Consider the following 13,509-nt stretch of genomic DNA (forward strand, 5'->3'; position numbering starts at 1 on the left):
CGGTCAGCTCGACCACGCCCAGCCCCGAGCCGAGATGGCCGCCGGTGATCGAGACGGCGTCGATCATCTCGGCGCGCACCGCATCCGCCACCGTCTGCAGCTCCGATTCCGGAAGACGCCGCAACGCTGCCGGGTTCGGGATACGGTCGAGAAGCGCGCTCAGCTCGGGGGTAATCGCCACGGCATCAACCTCTATCGGACGGGATCGGTTCTACGCCCGAGCCTCAGGACATATCGAGTGGGGCCACGCCCTCGGGCCGCCCATCGGAGCCGAGGGTGATCCGCTGGATCCGGGCCTCGGCGCGCTTGAGAAGCGCTTCGCAGTGCTTCTTCAGCACCTCGCCGCGCTCGTAGATCGCCACCGACTCGTCGAGCGGCACGTCACCCCGTTCGAGCCGCCGCACGATTTCCTCGAGCTGCTCCAAGGCCTTCTCGAAGGGCAGGTCGCCGGCGGCCTGGGCCACCTCGGGTCTGCTCGCACTCATCCCAGATACTTCCTCTGAACCGAATTCTACGGCGCCAGCCCCCAGGGCCACAACCCAGGGGACCAGTACACCGGGCTGCCCCGGACCGTTTTGGAGCGGGGCGGCGGCCTTTACGCCACACCCGGACGTCATTCATGTCAGCGCCAGGCAGAACGGCACACCCTCGAAGGCGTCGGCACCGCGGCCGATCCGCGCGACGGCCGCCACCATGCGGCCGTTCCTGCCCAGCATCCGGTCGGCGATGGCCACGAACAGGGGATTGGGCGTCGCGGACGGAGAGGCCGCCCGCAGGGCATCGGCGATCGCGCCCTCGTCGCGCTCCGGCGCCAGGGCGCACGTCGCGATATAGGCCGCCGCCGTCGAGCGGCTGATTCCGGCATAGCAATGGATCACCAGCGGCTTCTCCCGGGGCCAGGCCCGGGCGAAGGCCAGAATGCCGGCGACATGCTCCTCAGCCGGCAAAACGTGTCCGTCCCGCGGCTCCGCAATGTCGCTGACCCCGATGACGGCGTGGTTGTCGGCGGCGATCAAAGCGGGCCGCTCGAGCGGCGTCCCGACATTGATCAGCGTGAGCACATGGCTCGCGCCGGTGGCGGCGACGGTCTCGGACAGGCGCGAGAGCGGACAGACGTAGATCTTCGGCATCGGGGACGCGCAGTGCTTCGCGATCGTGACGGATCGAAGGCGGGCTCGTCCGTCACTGCGGGCGCAGCGCCAGGAACCGCGCCAGGAACCGCGTCTCGGCGTCGGCGGTGGGCCAGGGCACGGCAAGGGCGACCACGCCTCCGGGCAGATCCGCCGGTCCGCCGAAATAAAGCTCGGCTTCCTCCGGCGCGAATCCGGCCAGCCGCACGGCCTCCAGATGGGCGGCGGCCCGGTCGGCCCGCTTCACGAGGCGGGTGAGGGCAGGGGAAGGGGCGGGCAGGTCGAAGCGGCGGCGCATGGCGTCGAGCAGGCGCAGCTCGACGCCGCGATAGGCATCGCCGATCACGGCCTTCAGGGGCGAGATGATGTCGCCGACGACGTATTCCGGCGCATCGTGGAGCAGCAGCTCCAGACACTCGGTCTCGGTGCAGCCAGGGGCGAGGTGGCGGCCGGCGGCCTCAACCAGCAGGCTGTGCTGGGCCACCGAGAAGACGTGCGGTCCCCGGGTCTGGCCGTTCCAGCGGGCGACCCGGGCGAGCCCATGGGCGATGTCGGCGATCTCGATGTCCCGGGGTGCCGGATCGAGGAGGTCGAGGCGGCGGCCGGAGAGCATCCGCTGCCACGCGCGAGGGGCCGGAGCGGTCAAGGCGCCCCCCCCCGGTTCGGCGCAGGGCCCGTGCCGGTGGCAGCCGACGAGGTGGTCGTTGACCATGCCCACCGCCTGCATGAAGGCATGCACGATGGTCGGCCCGCAGAACGAGAAACCCTCTGCCTTGAGGGCTTTTCCGATCGCCCGGGAGACCGGCGTCTCGGTCTGGATCTCTGCGCGGCTCCGGGCGCTGCCCTGGATCGGTTGCCCGTCCACGAAGTCCCAGAGGAAGCGCGAGAAGCCCGGACCGCATTCCTCGATCCGAAGCCAGGCCCGGGCGCCCGCGATGGTCCCGACGATCTTGGCACGGTTGCGGATGATGCGCGTGTCCTGCATCAGCCGCGCCACGTCGTCCTCCGTGAAGCGGGCGATCCGCTCCGGGTCGAAACCCGCGAAGGCGTCGCGAAACCCGTCGCGGCGGCGCAGGATCGTGATCCACGAGAGCCCGGCCTGGAAGCCGTCGAGGATCAGCTTCTCGTAGAGCGCCCGGCCGTCATGCTCGGGCACGCCCCATTCGGTGTCGTGATAGGCGACGTAGAGCGGGTCGAGGCCCGCCCACCAGCAGCGGGCGCAGCCATCGGGATGGTCGATCAGGCCGGTCTCGGACATCGGACCGGTTTAACGAGAACAGGAGCAGAACGCCACCGGCTGAATCGGGCCGCCTCAGCTTATCCGGCCTGGCTCGCCGCCGCCTCGGGCATCGCGAAGGTCGCGTAACCCGGCCGTTCCAGCCGCACCGGCTGCGCGTCGGCCCGCGGCGTCTCCCCGGCGGCCAGCGCATCGCCGAGACGGTCGAGCCGCACCAGGGCGAGGCCGCGCTGATCCGCGACGCTGCCCGTGGTGCCCAGTACCTTGCCGGCTGCCGTGATCGCGGTGCCCGGCGCGGGAGCGCCGTCCGGGTAGGTGGCCGCCAGGATACGGGTCCGGGCCGTGCCCCGGTGCTGCATCCGCGACACCACCTCCTGGCCGACGTAGCAGCCCTTCCGGAAGTCGACGCCGCCGAGCTGGTCCATCAGCGCCTCGTGCGGGAAGGCGTCGCCGAATGCATAGTCGCGCCCGCCCTCGGGGATGCCCAGCGCGATCCGGTGCGCATGGTAATCGGCTTCCGCGGCGTCGGCCGAAAAGGCGCCCTCGGCGGCGTACAGCCGGGCGCCGAGATCGGCGTGGCGGGAATCGGCCACCGCCTCGGCGGCGGCCGGGACGGCGCCATCCCAGACGGCCGCGACCGCCACGGTCGGGTCGGCGGCGATCGTCGCCTGCGCGCGCAGGCGATACAGCGTCAGGCGCTTGGCCAGATCCGCGGCACGGTCCACCTGCACGTCGAACCGGAAGCCGTCCGGCACGCGTGACACCAGAAAGTCGAACAGGATCTTGCCCTGCGGCGCCAGCAGGGCCCCGAGGCGCGCTTCTGAATCCTGGAGCGTCTCGACATTGCAGGTCAGCACGCCCTGGAGCAGCGCGGCGGCGTCCGGCCCGGTGACGGTGACGAGGGCGCGGTCCGGTAGCAGGGCGACGGGCATGGCAGGCAATTCCTTCCGCGACGGCGCGGCTCCGGCGAGTTCTGGACCGCGCAGCCGGGAGGTAGTCGCTGCCTGTCCGCGCCTCAACCGTCCGGGAACGCGGCCCGGGATCCAGTCCAGGGATCATCGCCCGGAGCCGCGCCCGATCGCGTTGCAATCGTTCACGGCTTCAGGCCTCTGACCGTAGGCGCTCTCCTGCGCCGAACCGACGTTCCGTCCGCGGGTTGACGCTCTAGTGCTGCAGGGTCGTGGTGAAGGCACCGCCGCGGATGCGCTCGGGGAAGCCCTCCGCGTAGCGGGCCGTGGCTTCCTCGCCGTAGGTCATCACCAGTTCCTGAAAGGCCGCGAACAGGGCGGCCTGGGCCATGCAGTCTCCGTCGAGCCCGTCCAGACAGCCTTCCGCGAAGGCCTCCGAGACATAACTCAGCGCGACGCGCTTCTCCTCGACATCGACCTCGAGAGGAGCGGTGTGAGAGATGTGCTGCATGACCCGATACTTCCGTTGCGCCGGGTGCGGGACCCGGTAGACCAACGGATGATAGGCGGGTCCCGGCGGCTCGGCCAGCCGGGAATTTCGGATCGGTTAACGCGAGGACTCAAATCCGATGCTTCGCCGGCATCACGGTGGGGTGTGTCGCGCATACATCACCCCTCTGTGTCAGCCCCCGAAACGCCCGGCCAGGGCATGCGACAGCCTGTCGCCCTCGGCGACGTAGCGGGCGGCTGCTTCGTGGGCGGCCGGGGTGCAGACCCGGTAGGTCAGCGCATAGCCGCGGTAGCCCCGATTGTAGGCGCCGGCCAGCCGGTCGCGGCGGGCGGGCGTCACACCCTCGGACTCGATCAGCGCCTTCATGCGGGCCGGCCAGTCCGCGGCGTCCGGCGCCGCGCACAGGCCGCGCAGGAAGGCGAGCGCCCCGATGATCTCGGACATGCGCATCAGGTCGCGGTCGTAAGGGGCGGGACTGTCGGCGGGGGCGTTTGAGTCCTTGGGCGCCTCCTTCGCGGCTTCCTTTGCCGGCGCCGTCGTCCGCCCGGAGCGCTGCTGAGCCCGCACCGGTGTGATGGCCGTCCCCGCGAGCAGTGCGAGCAGGCACAGGAGCGTGACCGGTCGCCTCACGCCGTCGCCTCCCCGTTCCGGGCCGCGACGCGCGCGAAGGCCTCGCGCAGGGTGTCGATCAGGCCCGGCGTGGTCTCCAGGGTGGCGACCTCCCCGAGCGTCGCCCAGCGGGTGCCGAGCGCCTCGGGGCCCGCCACGGGTTCGCCGCCGTGCCAGAGGGCGGCGTGCGGATGGACGACGTAATGATGCCGGGCACGACCGGCCTCGTCCCGCACGATGATCTCGGTGGGCGAGAGCACGCCGACCACCTCCGCACCCAAGCCGACCTCCTCGGACAGCTCGCGCAACGCCGCCTCGGCCAGGGATTCGCCGGCCTCCACAAGGCCGCCCGGCAGCGTCCAGACGCCCCGCATCGGCTCGTTGGCCCGCGCTGCCAGCAGGACCCGGTCGTCCCGGATCACCGCGATCGAGGCGCCCACGAAGGGTCGCGCGGGAAACAAGCGGCTCTCGGGGTCTGCGCTCACGGTGTCCCCCCGTCGGGTGCGATGACCGCCACCCGCCCATCGGCGAGGCCGACCAGCAGCCGCGCCGCCGGGCCTTCGCCGAGGATCACGATCCCGTTCGTGGCGGGCGCGGGCAGCGTCACGCGCAGGCGCTCGTGCAGGGCGCCCTTCGCGGATACGAGGGCGATCTCGGGACGCCCCGCCACCGGCAGCACCAGCTCGGGTGAGGCGCCTCCGGCCGGTGCGGTGACCGCGAGATCGGAATCGCCGTCACCGGCCGCGTAGCCCGTGGCCTCGGCGCCGGCCTCGATCCGGTCGGGTTGCAGCGTCCAGAGCTGAAGCCGGCCGCTCGCGCTGACCGTCGCGGCCTGAAGCATCCCGGATCCGGCGAACTCGGCGATGCCGGCGATCTTCAGCGGCGGCCCCGGCTGCGGCGGCGTGCGCGCAGCGACGGTCCAGCTCGCCTCCGCAGTCGGATGCGTGATCAGCGCGAGGCCGCTGGAACCGGCACCCGATAGGGTCGCGGCCAGGAATGCCGGGCGGCCGGCGAGGCGCAGCAGGCGCGGACGGAGCGGTGCGAACACCGCATCGCCCCCCGCCGGTACCGTGCTGGTGGCGACCGGGACGGGCTTCGGATCGGTGCTCACCGCCATCGGCTGGCGTTCGCGGATCGTCAGGACGGCGGCGGCCTCGCTGCCGTCGGGGGCGCGGGTACGCCCGGTGAGATAGGCGCTCAAGGGCCCTGAGAGGGCCCGCCGCGTCCCCGGCCGGGCGCCGCGCGGCGTCTCGGCGGCGCTCAAGCCATCCACGGCCTCGCGCCCGATCGGCTTGACCGTGACTGTGCCGTTCGCGAGCGTGAGCACGGCGCCGCCCTCGTCGCCCCAGACCACGGCGACCGGTGCGCTCTCCTCGTCGCCCGCGTCATGGCCGACCTTCGCGCCGGCGATCGGCAGCAGCCCCGAGGTCGCGACCGAAACCGCAATCTCGCTGCGGGGCCCGCGCAGCACCCGCACCGTAAAGGGCAGGTCGAGGACCCGAATGACCGGCTCCGCCCGCGCCTCGGCGATGGAGCCCGCGCACAGGATCAGGGCCAGGAGGAGCGACCGGCTCTGCCGTCCCGGTCGCGCGGCGTGACCCGCGGCCACGCTCCAGGGGACACAGGCTCCGGTCAAACGTGCTGGCCGCCGTTGATGTGGAGTTCGGCCCCGTTCACGTAGGAGGAGGCCTCGGTGCACAGGAAGTAGATCGCCTTGGCGACCTCGTCGGGCGTGCCGAGCCGACGCTGCGGGATCTGCTCGACCAGCTTCTCGGTCCCGGGCGACAGGATCGAGGTGTCGATCTCGCCCGGCGAAATGGCGTTCACCCGCACCCCCAGCGGCCCGAAATCGGCGGCCATCTCGCGGGTGAGGCCGGCGAGCGCGGCCTTGGAGGTGCCGTAGGCCGCCCCCGCGAAGGGATGGACCCGCGAGCCGGCGATCGACGTCACGTTGACGACCGAGCCCCTGGCCCGGGCGAGCTCGTCGCGCAGGCCACGGGCCAGCAGGATCGTGGCGAACAGGTTGACCTGAAAGACCCGCTGCCACGTGTCGAAATCGCTGGCCAGCGCGCCGAGGCGCGCGCCGTCGGGACCCTTCGGCGAGATGCCGGCATTGTTGACGAGCGCGTGCAGCACACCGCCCTCGGCGCCGAGCCGGCCCCGGACCTCCTCGACGGCACGCATCGTGTCCTGCGCGCTCGCGAGGTCCACCTGGAGATGATCCTCGGGGCCCATCTCCCAGGGGCAGTTCTCCGGGAAGGGGTGGCGCGAGCAGGTGATCACCCGCCAGCCCGCGGCAGAGAAGCGCTTGACGGTGGCGTGACCGATGCCCCGGCTTGCGCCCGTGAGCAGCATGATGCGCCGGCGATCGTTGACGGGGAGGGCCAAAGCCGTAAGCCTCGCTGGCTATGAGTCTTTGTGTTTGACGCGCTCACTTGCGCCGAACCGGCATCCACTTCGGCAGAGAGCGCTCTGGGGAGCGCAATCCGGTCCGGGCGCAGGTCGTGCCGGCGAGCCTGAATGGTCTAGGCGCAGTGGGGCCGGAAATCCAGAGCATGCTGCGGCGCGGGACGTGGGGGACGGTCATGGCCGGGGAGCAGGACAGCGCGGATCGCATGCCGGCGATCCCGACCGACGGGCTGACGCCGGCGCAGGCCGAGGCCGCGGCAGCCTTCGAGGCCGAGCGCGGCGTACCGGTCTTCGGTCCGTTCGTGCCGCTCCTGCGCAGCCCCGAACTGATGCTGTGCGCGAGCCGGATGGGGCTGTACCTGCGCTACGGCAGCGCCCTGCCGCTGCGCATCAGCGAGTTCACGATCCTGATCGTCGCCCGGGCCTGGAGCCAGCCGGTCGAGTGGGCGATCCATCGGCCGATCGCCCTGAAGGCCGGGGTCGCCCCCGAGACCACGCAGGCGCTCGCCGAAGGACGCCGTCCCGACACGATGAGCGCCGACGAGGCGCTGGCCTATGATTTCTCGACCGAGCTCACGCACAACCGTGCGGTGAGCGATGCCAGCTACGCGGGTGCGCTGGCGCGCTTCGGCGAGCAGGGCGTGATCGATCTCACCGGCATCAACGGCTACTACGCGCTGCTGGCCATGACGATGAACGTCGCCCGCACCGCGGTGCCGGACGGGGCATCCGCGCTGCCGCCGCTGGTCGGGTAGTCCTCGACGGCGTTGCGCTTGTCCGCGCTCACCGGACCTCTCCTCCGACGGCTTGAATGGTCAAATATTTCAGGCCTGAGCGAAGGTTCCCCCTCACCCCCGGCTGCCGCCTCGCCGCGCTCCCCGACAAGGGGAAGGCGCGGCCCTCTCCCCGCAAGCGGGGCGAGGGGTTCACAGTCCCCGCGCCGGCGCTTGAGCTGCCCGGCGTTGTGTGGATCTGCAAGCCTCCAACGGAGCGTGCAAAAAACTCAATCGTCGTCGTCGTCGTCGTCGTGACCGTTCGCGCCGTTCAGGCCGTTGATCTTGGCCTTGAGCACGTTCGAGGGCTTGAACACCATCACCTGACGCGGCTCGATCGCCACTTCGACCCCGGTCTTGGGGTTGCGGCCGACGCGCTTGCCCTTGCTGCGCACCACGAAGGAGCCGAACGAGGACAGCTTCACCGTCTCGCCGCCAGCCAGGCAGCTGCAGATCTCCGAGAGGACGGTCTCGACGAGGGCGGCCGACTCGGTCCGCGACAGGCCCACCTGATGGTAGACGGCCTCGCTCAAGTCGGCGCGCGTCACCGTCTTGCCTGCCATGCCGTGTCCCCTCGCCCGCGTCTTTCGTCCCACGGCGTCGGGCGCAGCAAACTGAGCCGCACTCGACGCTGAAGACGTATCCCTATGATCCGGCACGCTAATCGGCGCTCCGCCCCCGGTCAACCGCGCGGGCGCATCGAATTGTTTCGGGCTGACACCGAAAGCGTCACCAGCGGATCAGCCCCGCCCCCCAGCTGAAGCCGCCGCCGATCGCCTCGATCATCACCAGATCGCCCGTCTGGATGCGCCCGTCGCGCCGGGCCACGTCGAGGGCGAGTGGGATCGAGGCCGCCGAGGTGTTGCCGTGCCGATCCACCGTCAGCACGATCTTCTCACGGGCGATCCCGAGCTTGTCGGCCGAGGCCTCGATAATCCGCCGGTTGGCCTGATGGGGCACGAACCACGTGAGGTCGTCGGCCGTGAGGCCGGCCTGCGCGAACGCCGCGACGATCACGTCGGTGACTTGGCCCACGGCGAAGCGGAACACGTCGCGCCCCTCCATGCGCAAGTGGCCGACGGTGCCGGTGGAGCCCGGTCCGCCGTTGACGTAGAGCTTTTCGCGGTGCCGCCCGTCCGAGCGCAGACTCGTGCTGAGCACGCCGCGGCCCTCCGCGTCCGCGCGGGCCTCCAGCACGATCGCGCCGGCCCCGTCGCCGAACAGCACACAGGTGGTGCGGTCCTCCCAATCGAGGATCCGCGAGAACGTCTCCGCGCCGATCACCAGCGCCCGGCGGGCCGCCCCGGTGGTCAGGAACTTGTCGGCGGTGGAGACCCCGAACACGAAGCCGGCGCAGACCGCCTGGAGATCGAAGGCCGCGCCCTGGTGGATGCCCAGCGCCGCCTGGATCTGCGTGGCGGTCGCGGGGAACGTATGGTCCGGCGTCGAGGTCGCGCAGATCACGAGGTCGATGTCGTCGCCCGTCAGCCCGGCATCGTCGAGCGCGGCCTGGGCGGCCCGGGTCCCGAGCACCGAGGTGGTCTCGCCGGGCCCGGCGATGTGGCGCTGGCGGATCCCGGTGCGCTGGACGATCCATTCGTCGGAGGTGTCGACCCGCTCGGCGAGGGCGGCGTTCGTCACCACCGTCTCGGGCAGACACGAGCCGGTCCCGACCACCACCGAGCGCAGCGGGGGCGTGCGCCGGCTCTGTTCGGGGTCAGTGCGGAGGGTTGCCATCTCTGTCCTTCCCGGACGGCTCCGACATCACGACCGTTGCGTGTGATGCCGGAGCAATCCGTTTTCCATCCTGCACGGCGTTACGCCGGCGCCAGGGCCGCCGTCTGGTCGAGCATCTCGCGGATCGTGCGGATCATGTCGTGGCGGGCCATGTCGTGCGCCAGATCGACGGCGGCGGCGAACCCTTGCGCATTTTCCGAACCGTGGCTCTTGATGACGATGCCTTCGAGTCCGAGGAACACGCCGCCATTGGCCCGGCTCGGGTTCATCTTGTCCTTCAGCGCCCGGAACGCCTGCCGGGCGAACAGCGCACCGATCTTGGCGGCGAGCGTCCGGGTCATGGCGGCGCGGAGATACGTGCCGATCTGCTTGGCGGTGCCCTCGGCGGTCTTGAGGGCGATGTTTCCCGTGAAACCTTCGGTCACCACCACGTCGACCGTGCCGCGGCCGAGATCCGTGCCTTCCACGAAGCCGTGGTAGGTCAGCCCCGGATTCTCTAACTCGCGCAGGATCCGTGCGGCCTCCTTGACCGCCTCGTTGCCCTTCATCTCCTCGGTGCCGACGTTGAGCAGGCCGACGGTGGGCCGTTCGAGGTCGAACACGATCCGCGCCATGGCCGAGCCCATCACGGCCATCTCGACGAGGTGCTCGGCATCCGTCCCGATGGTGGCGCCGACATCGAGCACGACGCTCTCGCCGCGCACGGTCGGCCACAGGCAGGCGATGGCCGGACGCTCGATGCCCGACATGGTCTTCAGGCAGATCTTCGACATCGCCATCAGGGCGCCGGTGTTGCCGGCCGACACGCAAGCCTGGGCCTGACCGTCGCGCACCGCCTGGATCGCCTGCCACATGGAGGACTTGCCCCGGCCCTGGCGCACCGCCTGGCTTGGCTTGTCGTCCATCGCGACCGCCACGCTGGTGTGGCGGATCTCGACGCAGTCCCTGAGCCGGGGTTCCTTGGCGACGAGCGGGGCGATCACCGCCTCGTCGCCGAACATCAGGAAGGTGGTCTCGGGATGGCGCTCACGGGCCAGCGCCGCACCGGGCACGACCGTGGAGGGCCCGTGGTCGCCGCCCATGGCGTCGAGCGAGATGCACACGCGTTGGGACATGTCGGTAGCGGGTCGCAGGTCTCGGCGGGGGATCCGGCGGGAGGGGTCCCACCGGGCGCGGCGGACCATAGCGATACCGGCCCGGCGGGCAAATGAAATCGGGCGCCGGACGGTTCCGTTCTTCGCCGGAGGGGGCGAAGGCAGCGTTTTCGGGGTGTTCGCCTGCGGGCGTCACGCCCGCTCGCCGCCCGAGTCCCTCAAGCACACCTTTTTTCCCGGACGGGTGGAGCGTCAGCGGAACCTGATCCGGCACACGGAGCGTCGCGCAAGCGGCACAGCGTGTTGCATAAGAGCGCTTCGCGTCCTTGCGCGCGGGGGATCCCGGGCCGCTTCCGCTGGCGCTGCATGCGCCCGGGGGAGGGCCGGCGCGGCGCGGCGCGAAAAGTCAGCCCTCGCCGTCCCGCAGCTTGCCCAGGGCGGCGAGCGGCCCCGCATCGTCGCCGGCCACCACCGGCTCGAAGGCGGTGCCGGGCTTGCGCGGATAGGGGTCGAGCCCCAGCGCCAGGAACTCGGCGGTGAGCGCACCGAAATCGAGGCGTCCGCCCACCAGGGGATCGGGGATGTCGACATCCTCGGCATCGGTGCCGGCGAGTTGGTCGGTGTCGGTGAACACGACCTCCACCAGCTCGTGGACCGGCCCCTCGAACGGTTCGAGGCTGACGGTGCAGACCTGCGTTACCAGAGCGTCCACGGTGCCGGTCACGATGAGGCGGCTGGTGGCGCCCGAAATCGCGAACCGCCCGACCAGATCGCGGAGTCCCGGAATCTTGAAGTCCGCTGCGAGCGCCGCGCACTCGGCCGGGCTCGCCTCGACCGTGACGGCGCCCCGTCCCTGGGGCAGGCGCTCGACATTGACCCAGCGCACGAGCGGGCCGCTCTCGTGCGGATTCTCCCGGCGGCTGTCCCGGCTCATGCGATGGCTCCTCTTGCTTCGTCAGCCTGCGCGAAGCCCTCCGGTTCCGGGAAGGGCGGCCCGGACCCGAGCAGGGTGTCGAGATCGGCGCCGGCGAGGGCTTCGTCGGCCGCCTGCACATAGGTGGCAAGCCCAGCCCCGTCGCCCTCGCCGCCCAGTACGTTGCGGATGAGGACCGCGCGCAGGGCCGCCGTGTCGCCCGCGTCCAGGGCGGTGTCGTAGCCGGTGGCCCGGCCGTAGAAGGCCGCGCCGAGCTTCTTCATCCGCTTGCCCACGCCCATGTCGCCGACACCCAGCTCGCGCAAGGAGGCGTCGAGCTGGGTGAAGACGGAATTCACGAGATCCTGCGCCACCTCGGCAGACGGGGCCGGCAGCCGGTTCAGCTGGCGCAGGACCAGGATGGCGTGCAGGCACAGGGCCTCGAACCGGCCCTCCACGGTGTCGGGCACGCCGAGGCGGAGGTAGAGACCCGGGTGGCGGGCCGCCATGCTGAGCGCCACGTGCAGGCCTTCGACGGCCTGCCGCCGCGCATTCGCCCGTCGGAACAGCCGCGCGATCATCGATGCCACACCCCGGTGTTCTGTGGCCAAGCTTGCCTTGTCAAAGCCATAACCCCGCGGTACGGCAACCCACGCCCAGGGCGCAAGCGTCGTCGGAATTCCGTGTCCGCGGCATCGTTTGCATCCTGTCCGTCCACACGTTTTCTGGGGGCCCGATGCGGCGCCGTCTCGTCCAGTCCTTCGCGCGTCTCGCCCTGGTCGGGCTCGCGGGAGCCGGCCTGTCCGGCTGCATCGGCGAGGAGCTGCGCCACGGCTATCAGGTCGACCAGGCGGCGCTCGCCACGGTCAAGCCCGGCATGAGCCCCGAGCAGGTGCTGCAGATCCTCGGAACGCCCTCGACCGTGTCCACGGTGGGCAACAAGTCCTGGTACTACATCTCCCAGAACACCCGCCGCACGATCATGTTCATGGGCGAGCAGGTCGAGGATCAGAAGGTCACGGCCGTCTATTTCAGCCCCGCCTTCAAGGTCGAGCGCGTGGCGCTCTACGGCCTGCAGGACGGGCGGGTGTTCGACTTCATCGAGCGCACCACGCCGACGAGCGGCGCCGACCGGGCCTTCATCAGCCAGCTGTTCCGCGGCCTGACCCGCTACGAGCCGTTCGGCAGCGGCAACGGCGCCAGCGTCGTTCCGGGCGCCAACCGCGGCCAGTGAGCCGGAGCGCCCGCCAGCAGGCGGGCGATCTCCCCGGGATTCGAGAACAGGTATTCGGGCCCCTGCGCCGCCAGCGCCTGGGGGTCCGTGTAACCCCACGCCACAGCACCGAACGGGCAGCCAAGGGCGCGCGCCGCCTCCAGGTCGCGGATCTCGTCGCCGATGCACAGCGCCTGCGCCGGCACCACGCCCCGGCGCGCGAGGAGCCGCCGCAGGCGCCGCGCCTTTCCGAACAGTGAAGCCCCGCAGGCATAGGCGTCGATCTGCGCGGCGTTGTCCGGTCCGAGCACCCGCCGCACCGTGTCGGCCCGGTTCGACGACAGGATCGCCATCGGCACGCCGGCCTGCGCGAGTCCCGCCAGCATCTCCGGCACGCCCGGGAACAACGCGATCTGCGCCGCGTCCCGGGCCGCGAGCGCGTGCATGTGGCGGGCGATGAGCGGCAGCTTCCAGCGCGGGATGCCGAGATGCGCCACGATCGCGCGGGCCCCCTGAAGGCGCAGGCCCTCGACCTCGTGCGCCTCGACCTGGCGGAAGCGGTAGCGCTCGGCGACGCCGTTCATGACCGAGCAGAACCAGTCGAAGCTGTCGGCCAGGGTCCCGTCGAAGTCGAGCACGACGAGGCGCAGCGAAGCGGCGAAGGTTCTGGCGAGCGCGCCAGGCTCCCTCTCCCGTGCGGGAGAGGGTTGGGGTGAGGGACGAGACGTCTCAGGATCGAGCACGCCAGTGCCGCCCGTGCCGGTTGCGCCCCTTTCGGAAGCCGCAAATCCCTCACCCGGCTTTCTGCGAAAGCAGACCTCTCCCGCACGGGAGAGGGGACCCGCGCCTCGCTCGGCGAAGACGGCATCGCTGTCGTGTCCGGTGCGCGTTGCCATCGGGAAAAAGCTTAACTCCTACGCCTTGTGATGACGCACTCTCGCGGGCCGAGAAGGCGGCCCCGACCGACCAGGGCGC

General features: G+C 71.1%; 18 protein-coding genes and 1 pseudogene. 2 read left to right on the plus strand and 17 right to left on the minus strand.

Features of this window, described 5'->3' with window-relative positions:
- The 11 genes and pseudogenes from MKK63_RS23025 to MKK63_RS23075 form a co-directional block, all read right to left on the minus strand.
- On the minus strand, nt 1–181 hold a 181-nt coding region (locus MKK63_RS23025), incomplete at its 3' end, for a 1-deoxy-D-xylulose-5-phosphate synthase N-terminal domain-containing protein (RefSeq protein WP_244005957.1).
- Between the two features lie 43 nt (nt 182–224).
- A complete protein-coding gene (locus tag MKK63_RS23030) occupies nt 225–485 on the minus strand; it encodes an exodeoxyribonuclease VII small subunit (protein ID WP_160534058.1) in 261 nt (86 codons plus the stop codon).
- Nucleotides 486–617: 132 nt separating this feature from the next.
- The gene (locus MKK63_RS23035) at nt 618–1,130 is read right to left on the minus strand and encodes a tyrosine phosphatase family protein (RefSeq protein ID WP_244005959.1); all 513 of its coding nucleotides are present in this window, start codon (nt 1,128–1,130) and stop codon (nt 618–620) included.
- A gap of 52 nt (nt 1,131–1,182) precedes the next feature.
- Complete coding sequence (locus MKK63_RS23040; protein ID WP_244006121.1) at nt 1,183–1,743, minus strand: hydrolase; 561 nt, start codon at nt 1,741–1,743, stop codon at nt 1,183–1,185.
- A gap of 36 nt (nt 1,744–1,779) precedes the next feature.
- Nucleotides 1,780–2,388, minus strand: a pseudogene (locus MKK63_RS23045) (DNA-3-methyladenine glycosylase I); the annotation flags it as partial.
- A gap of 59 nt (nt 2,389–2,447) precedes the next feature.
- Nucleotides 2,448–3,299: a YgfZ/GcvT domain-containing protein gene (locus MKK63_RS23050; RefSeq protein ID WP_244005962.1), complete on the minus strand. Its 852-nt coding sequence runs from the start codon at nt 3,297–3,299 to the stop codon at nt 2,448–2,450.
- A 232-nt stretch (nt 3,300–3,531) separates the two neighbouring features.
- Nucleotides 3,532–3,786 (minus strand): hypothetical protein, encoded by a 255-nt coding sequence (locus MKK63_RS23055; RefSeq protein WP_160534062.1) that lies wholly within the window; start codon nt 3,784–3,786, stop codon nt 3,532–3,534.
- A gap of 171 nt (nt 3,787–3,957) precedes the next feature.
- A complete protein-coding gene (locus tag MKK63_RS23060; protein WP_244005964.1) occupies nt 3,958–4,416 on the minus strand; it encodes a TIGR02301 family protein in 459 nt (152 codons plus the stop codon).
- Nucleotides 4,413–4,880 (minus strand): NUDIX hydrolase, encoded by a 468-nt coding sequence (locus MKK63_RS23065; RefSeq protein WP_244005966.1) that lies wholly within the window; start codon nt 4,878–4,880, stop codon nt 4,413–4,415. The genes MKK63_RS23060 and MKK63_RS23065 overlap by 4 nt, the downstream gene beginning before the upstream one ends.
- Entirely contained in the window at nt 4,877–6,004 is a 1,128-nt protein-coding gene (locus MKK63_RS23070; RefSeq protein WP_244005967.1) for a hypothetical protein, read from the minus strand. Before MKK63_RS23070 ends, MKK63_RS23065 begins: the two co-directional genes overlap by 4 nt.
- A gap of 23 nt (nt 6,005–6,027) precedes the next feature.
- Complete coding sequence (locus MKK63_RS23075) at nt 6,028–6,750, minus strand: SDR family NAD(P)-dependent oxidoreductase (RefSeq protein ID WP_244006123.1); 723 nt, start codon at nt 6,748–6,750, stop codon at nt 6,028–6,030.
- Nucleotides 6,751–6,980: 230 nt separating this feature from the next.
- Here MKK63_RS23075 and MKK63_RS23080 point away from each other — a divergent pair, with 230 nt between their 5' ends.
- On the plus strand, nt 6,981–7,559 hold the full coding sequence (locus MKK63_RS23080; RefSeq protein ID WP_409564549.1) for a carboxymuconolactone decarboxylase family protein: 579 nt from the start codon (nt 6,981–6,983) through the stop codon (nt 7,557–7,559).
- A 248-nt stretch (nt 7,560–7,807) separates the two neighbouring features.
- Here the strand turns inward: MKK63_RS23080 and MKK63_RS23085 are convergent, their stop codons facing one another.
- From MKK63_RS23085 to MKK63_RS23105, 5 genes are all read right to left on the minus strand, one after another.
- On the minus strand, nt 7,808–8,140 hold the full coding sequence (locus MKK63_RS23085) for an integration host factor subunit alpha (RefSeq protein WP_244005969.1): 333 nt from the start codon (nt 8,138–8,140) through the stop codon (nt 7,808–7,810).
- 166 nt (nt 8,141–8,306) lie between these two features.
- On the minus strand, nt 8,307–9,314 hold the full coding sequence (locus MKK63_RS23090) for a beta-ketoacyl-ACP synthase III (protein ID WP_244005970.1): 1,008 nt from the start codon (nt 9,312–9,314) through the stop codon (nt 8,307–8,309).
- A gap of 80 nt (nt 9,315–9,394) precedes the next feature.
- The gene (gene plsX / locus MKK63_RS23095; protein ID WP_244005971.1) at nt 9,395–10,429 is read right to left on the minus strand and encodes a phosphate acyltransferase PlsX; all 1,035 of its coding nucleotides are present in this window, start codon (nt 10,427–10,429) and stop codon (nt 9,395–9,397) included.
- A 385-nt stretch (nt 10,430–10,814) separates the two neighbouring features.
- Complete coding sequence (locus MKK63_RS23100; protein ID WP_244005973.1) at nt 10,815–11,342, minus strand: YceD family protein; 528 nt, start codon at nt 11,340–11,342, stop codon at nt 10,815–10,817.
- Nucleotides 11,339–11,902: a ubiquinol-cytochrome C chaperone family protein gene (locus MKK63_RS23105; protein ID WP_244006125.1), complete on the minus strand. Its 564-nt coding sequence runs from the start codon at nt 11,900–11,902 to the stop codon at nt 11,339–11,341. The genes MKK63_RS23100 and MKK63_RS23105 overlap by 4 nt, the downstream gene beginning before the upstream one ends.
- A gap of 155 nt (nt 11,903–12,057) precedes the next feature.
- Between MKK63_RS23105 and MKK63_RS23110 the strand changes: the two genes are divergently transcribed.
- Entirely contained in the window at nt 12,058–12,555 is a 498-nt protein-coding gene (locus MKK63_RS23110; RefSeq protein ID WP_243919256.1) for an outer membrane protein assembly factor BamE, read from the plus strand.
- Here MKK63_RS23110 and MKK63_RS23115 read toward each other — a convergent pair.
- Nucleotides 12,492–13,184 carry an HAD hydrolase-like protein gene (locus MKK63_RS23115; RefSeq protein WP_244006127.1) on the minus strand — a complete coding sequence of 231 codons (693 nt, stop codon included), beginning with the start codon at nt 13,182–13,184 and terminating at the stop codon, nt 12,492–12,494. The genes MKK63_RS23110 and MKK63_RS23115 overlap by 64 nt on opposite strands.
- Between the last annotated feature and the right edge of the window lie 325 nt (nt 13,185–13,509).

Origin of the sequence: Methylobacterium sp. J-088, from assembly GCF_022829295.1 — a bacterium.
Lineage (GTDB): Bacteria > Pseudomonadota > Alphaproteobacteria > Rhizobiales > Beijerinckiaceae > Methylobacterium.

Bases quoted from the DNA above. Each gene is read 5' to 3' on its own strand.
- MKK63_RS23110 (WP_243919256.1), top strand. From the start codon at position 12,058: ATGCGGCGCCGTCTCGTCCAGTCCTTCGCGCGTCTCGCCCTGGTCGGG.
- MKK63_RS23055 (WP_160534062.1), bottom strand. From the start codon at position 3,786: ATGCAGCACATCTCTCACACCGCTCCTCTCGAGGTCGATGTCGAGGAG.
- plsX (WP_244005971.1), bottom strand. From the start codon at position 10,429: ATGTCCCAACGCGTGTGCATCTCGCTCGACGCCATGGGCGGCGACCAC.
- MKK63_RS23030 (WP_160534058.1), bottom strand. From the start codon at position 485: ATGAGTGCGAGCAGACCCGAGGTGGCCCAGGCCGCCGGCGACCTGCCC.
- MKK63_RS23050 (WP_244005962.1), bottom strand. From the start codon at position 3,299: ATGCCCGTCGCCCTGCTACCGGACCGCGCCCTCGTCACCGTCACCGGG.
- MKK63_RS23035 (WP_244005959.1), bottom strand. From the start codon at position 1,130: ATGCCGAAGATCTACGTCTGTCCGCTCTCGCGCCTGTCCGAGACCGTC.
- MKK63_RS23075 (WP_244006123.1), bottom strand. From the start codon at position 6,750: ATGCTGCTCACGGGCGCAAGCCGGGGCATCGGTCACGCCACCGTCAAG.
- MKK63_RS23090 (WP_244005970.1), bottom strand. From the start codon at position 9,314: ATGGCAACCCTCCGCACTGACCCCGAACAGAGCCGGCGCACGCCCCCG.
- MKK63_RS23085 (WP_244005969.1), bottom strand. From the start codon at position 8,140: ATGGCAGGCAAGACGGTGACGCGCGCCGACTTGAGCGAGGCCGTCTAC.
- MKK63_RS23100 (WP_244005973.1), bottom strand. From the start codon at position 11,342: ATGAGCCGGGACAGCCGCCGGGAGAATCCGCACGAGAGCGGCCCGCTC.
- MKK63_RS23040 (WP_244006121.1), bottom strand. From the start codon at position 1,743: ATGCTCTCCGGCCGCCGCCTCGACCTCCTCGATCCGGCACCCCGGGAC.
- MKK63_RS23080 (WP_409564549.1), top strand. From the start codon at position 6,981: ATGGCCGGGGAGCAGGACAGCGCGGATCGCATGCCGGCGATCCCGACC.
- MKK63_RS23105 (WP_244006125.1), bottom strand. From the start codon at position 11,902: ATGATCGCGCGGCTGTTCCGACGGGCGAATGCGCGGCGGCAGGCCGTC.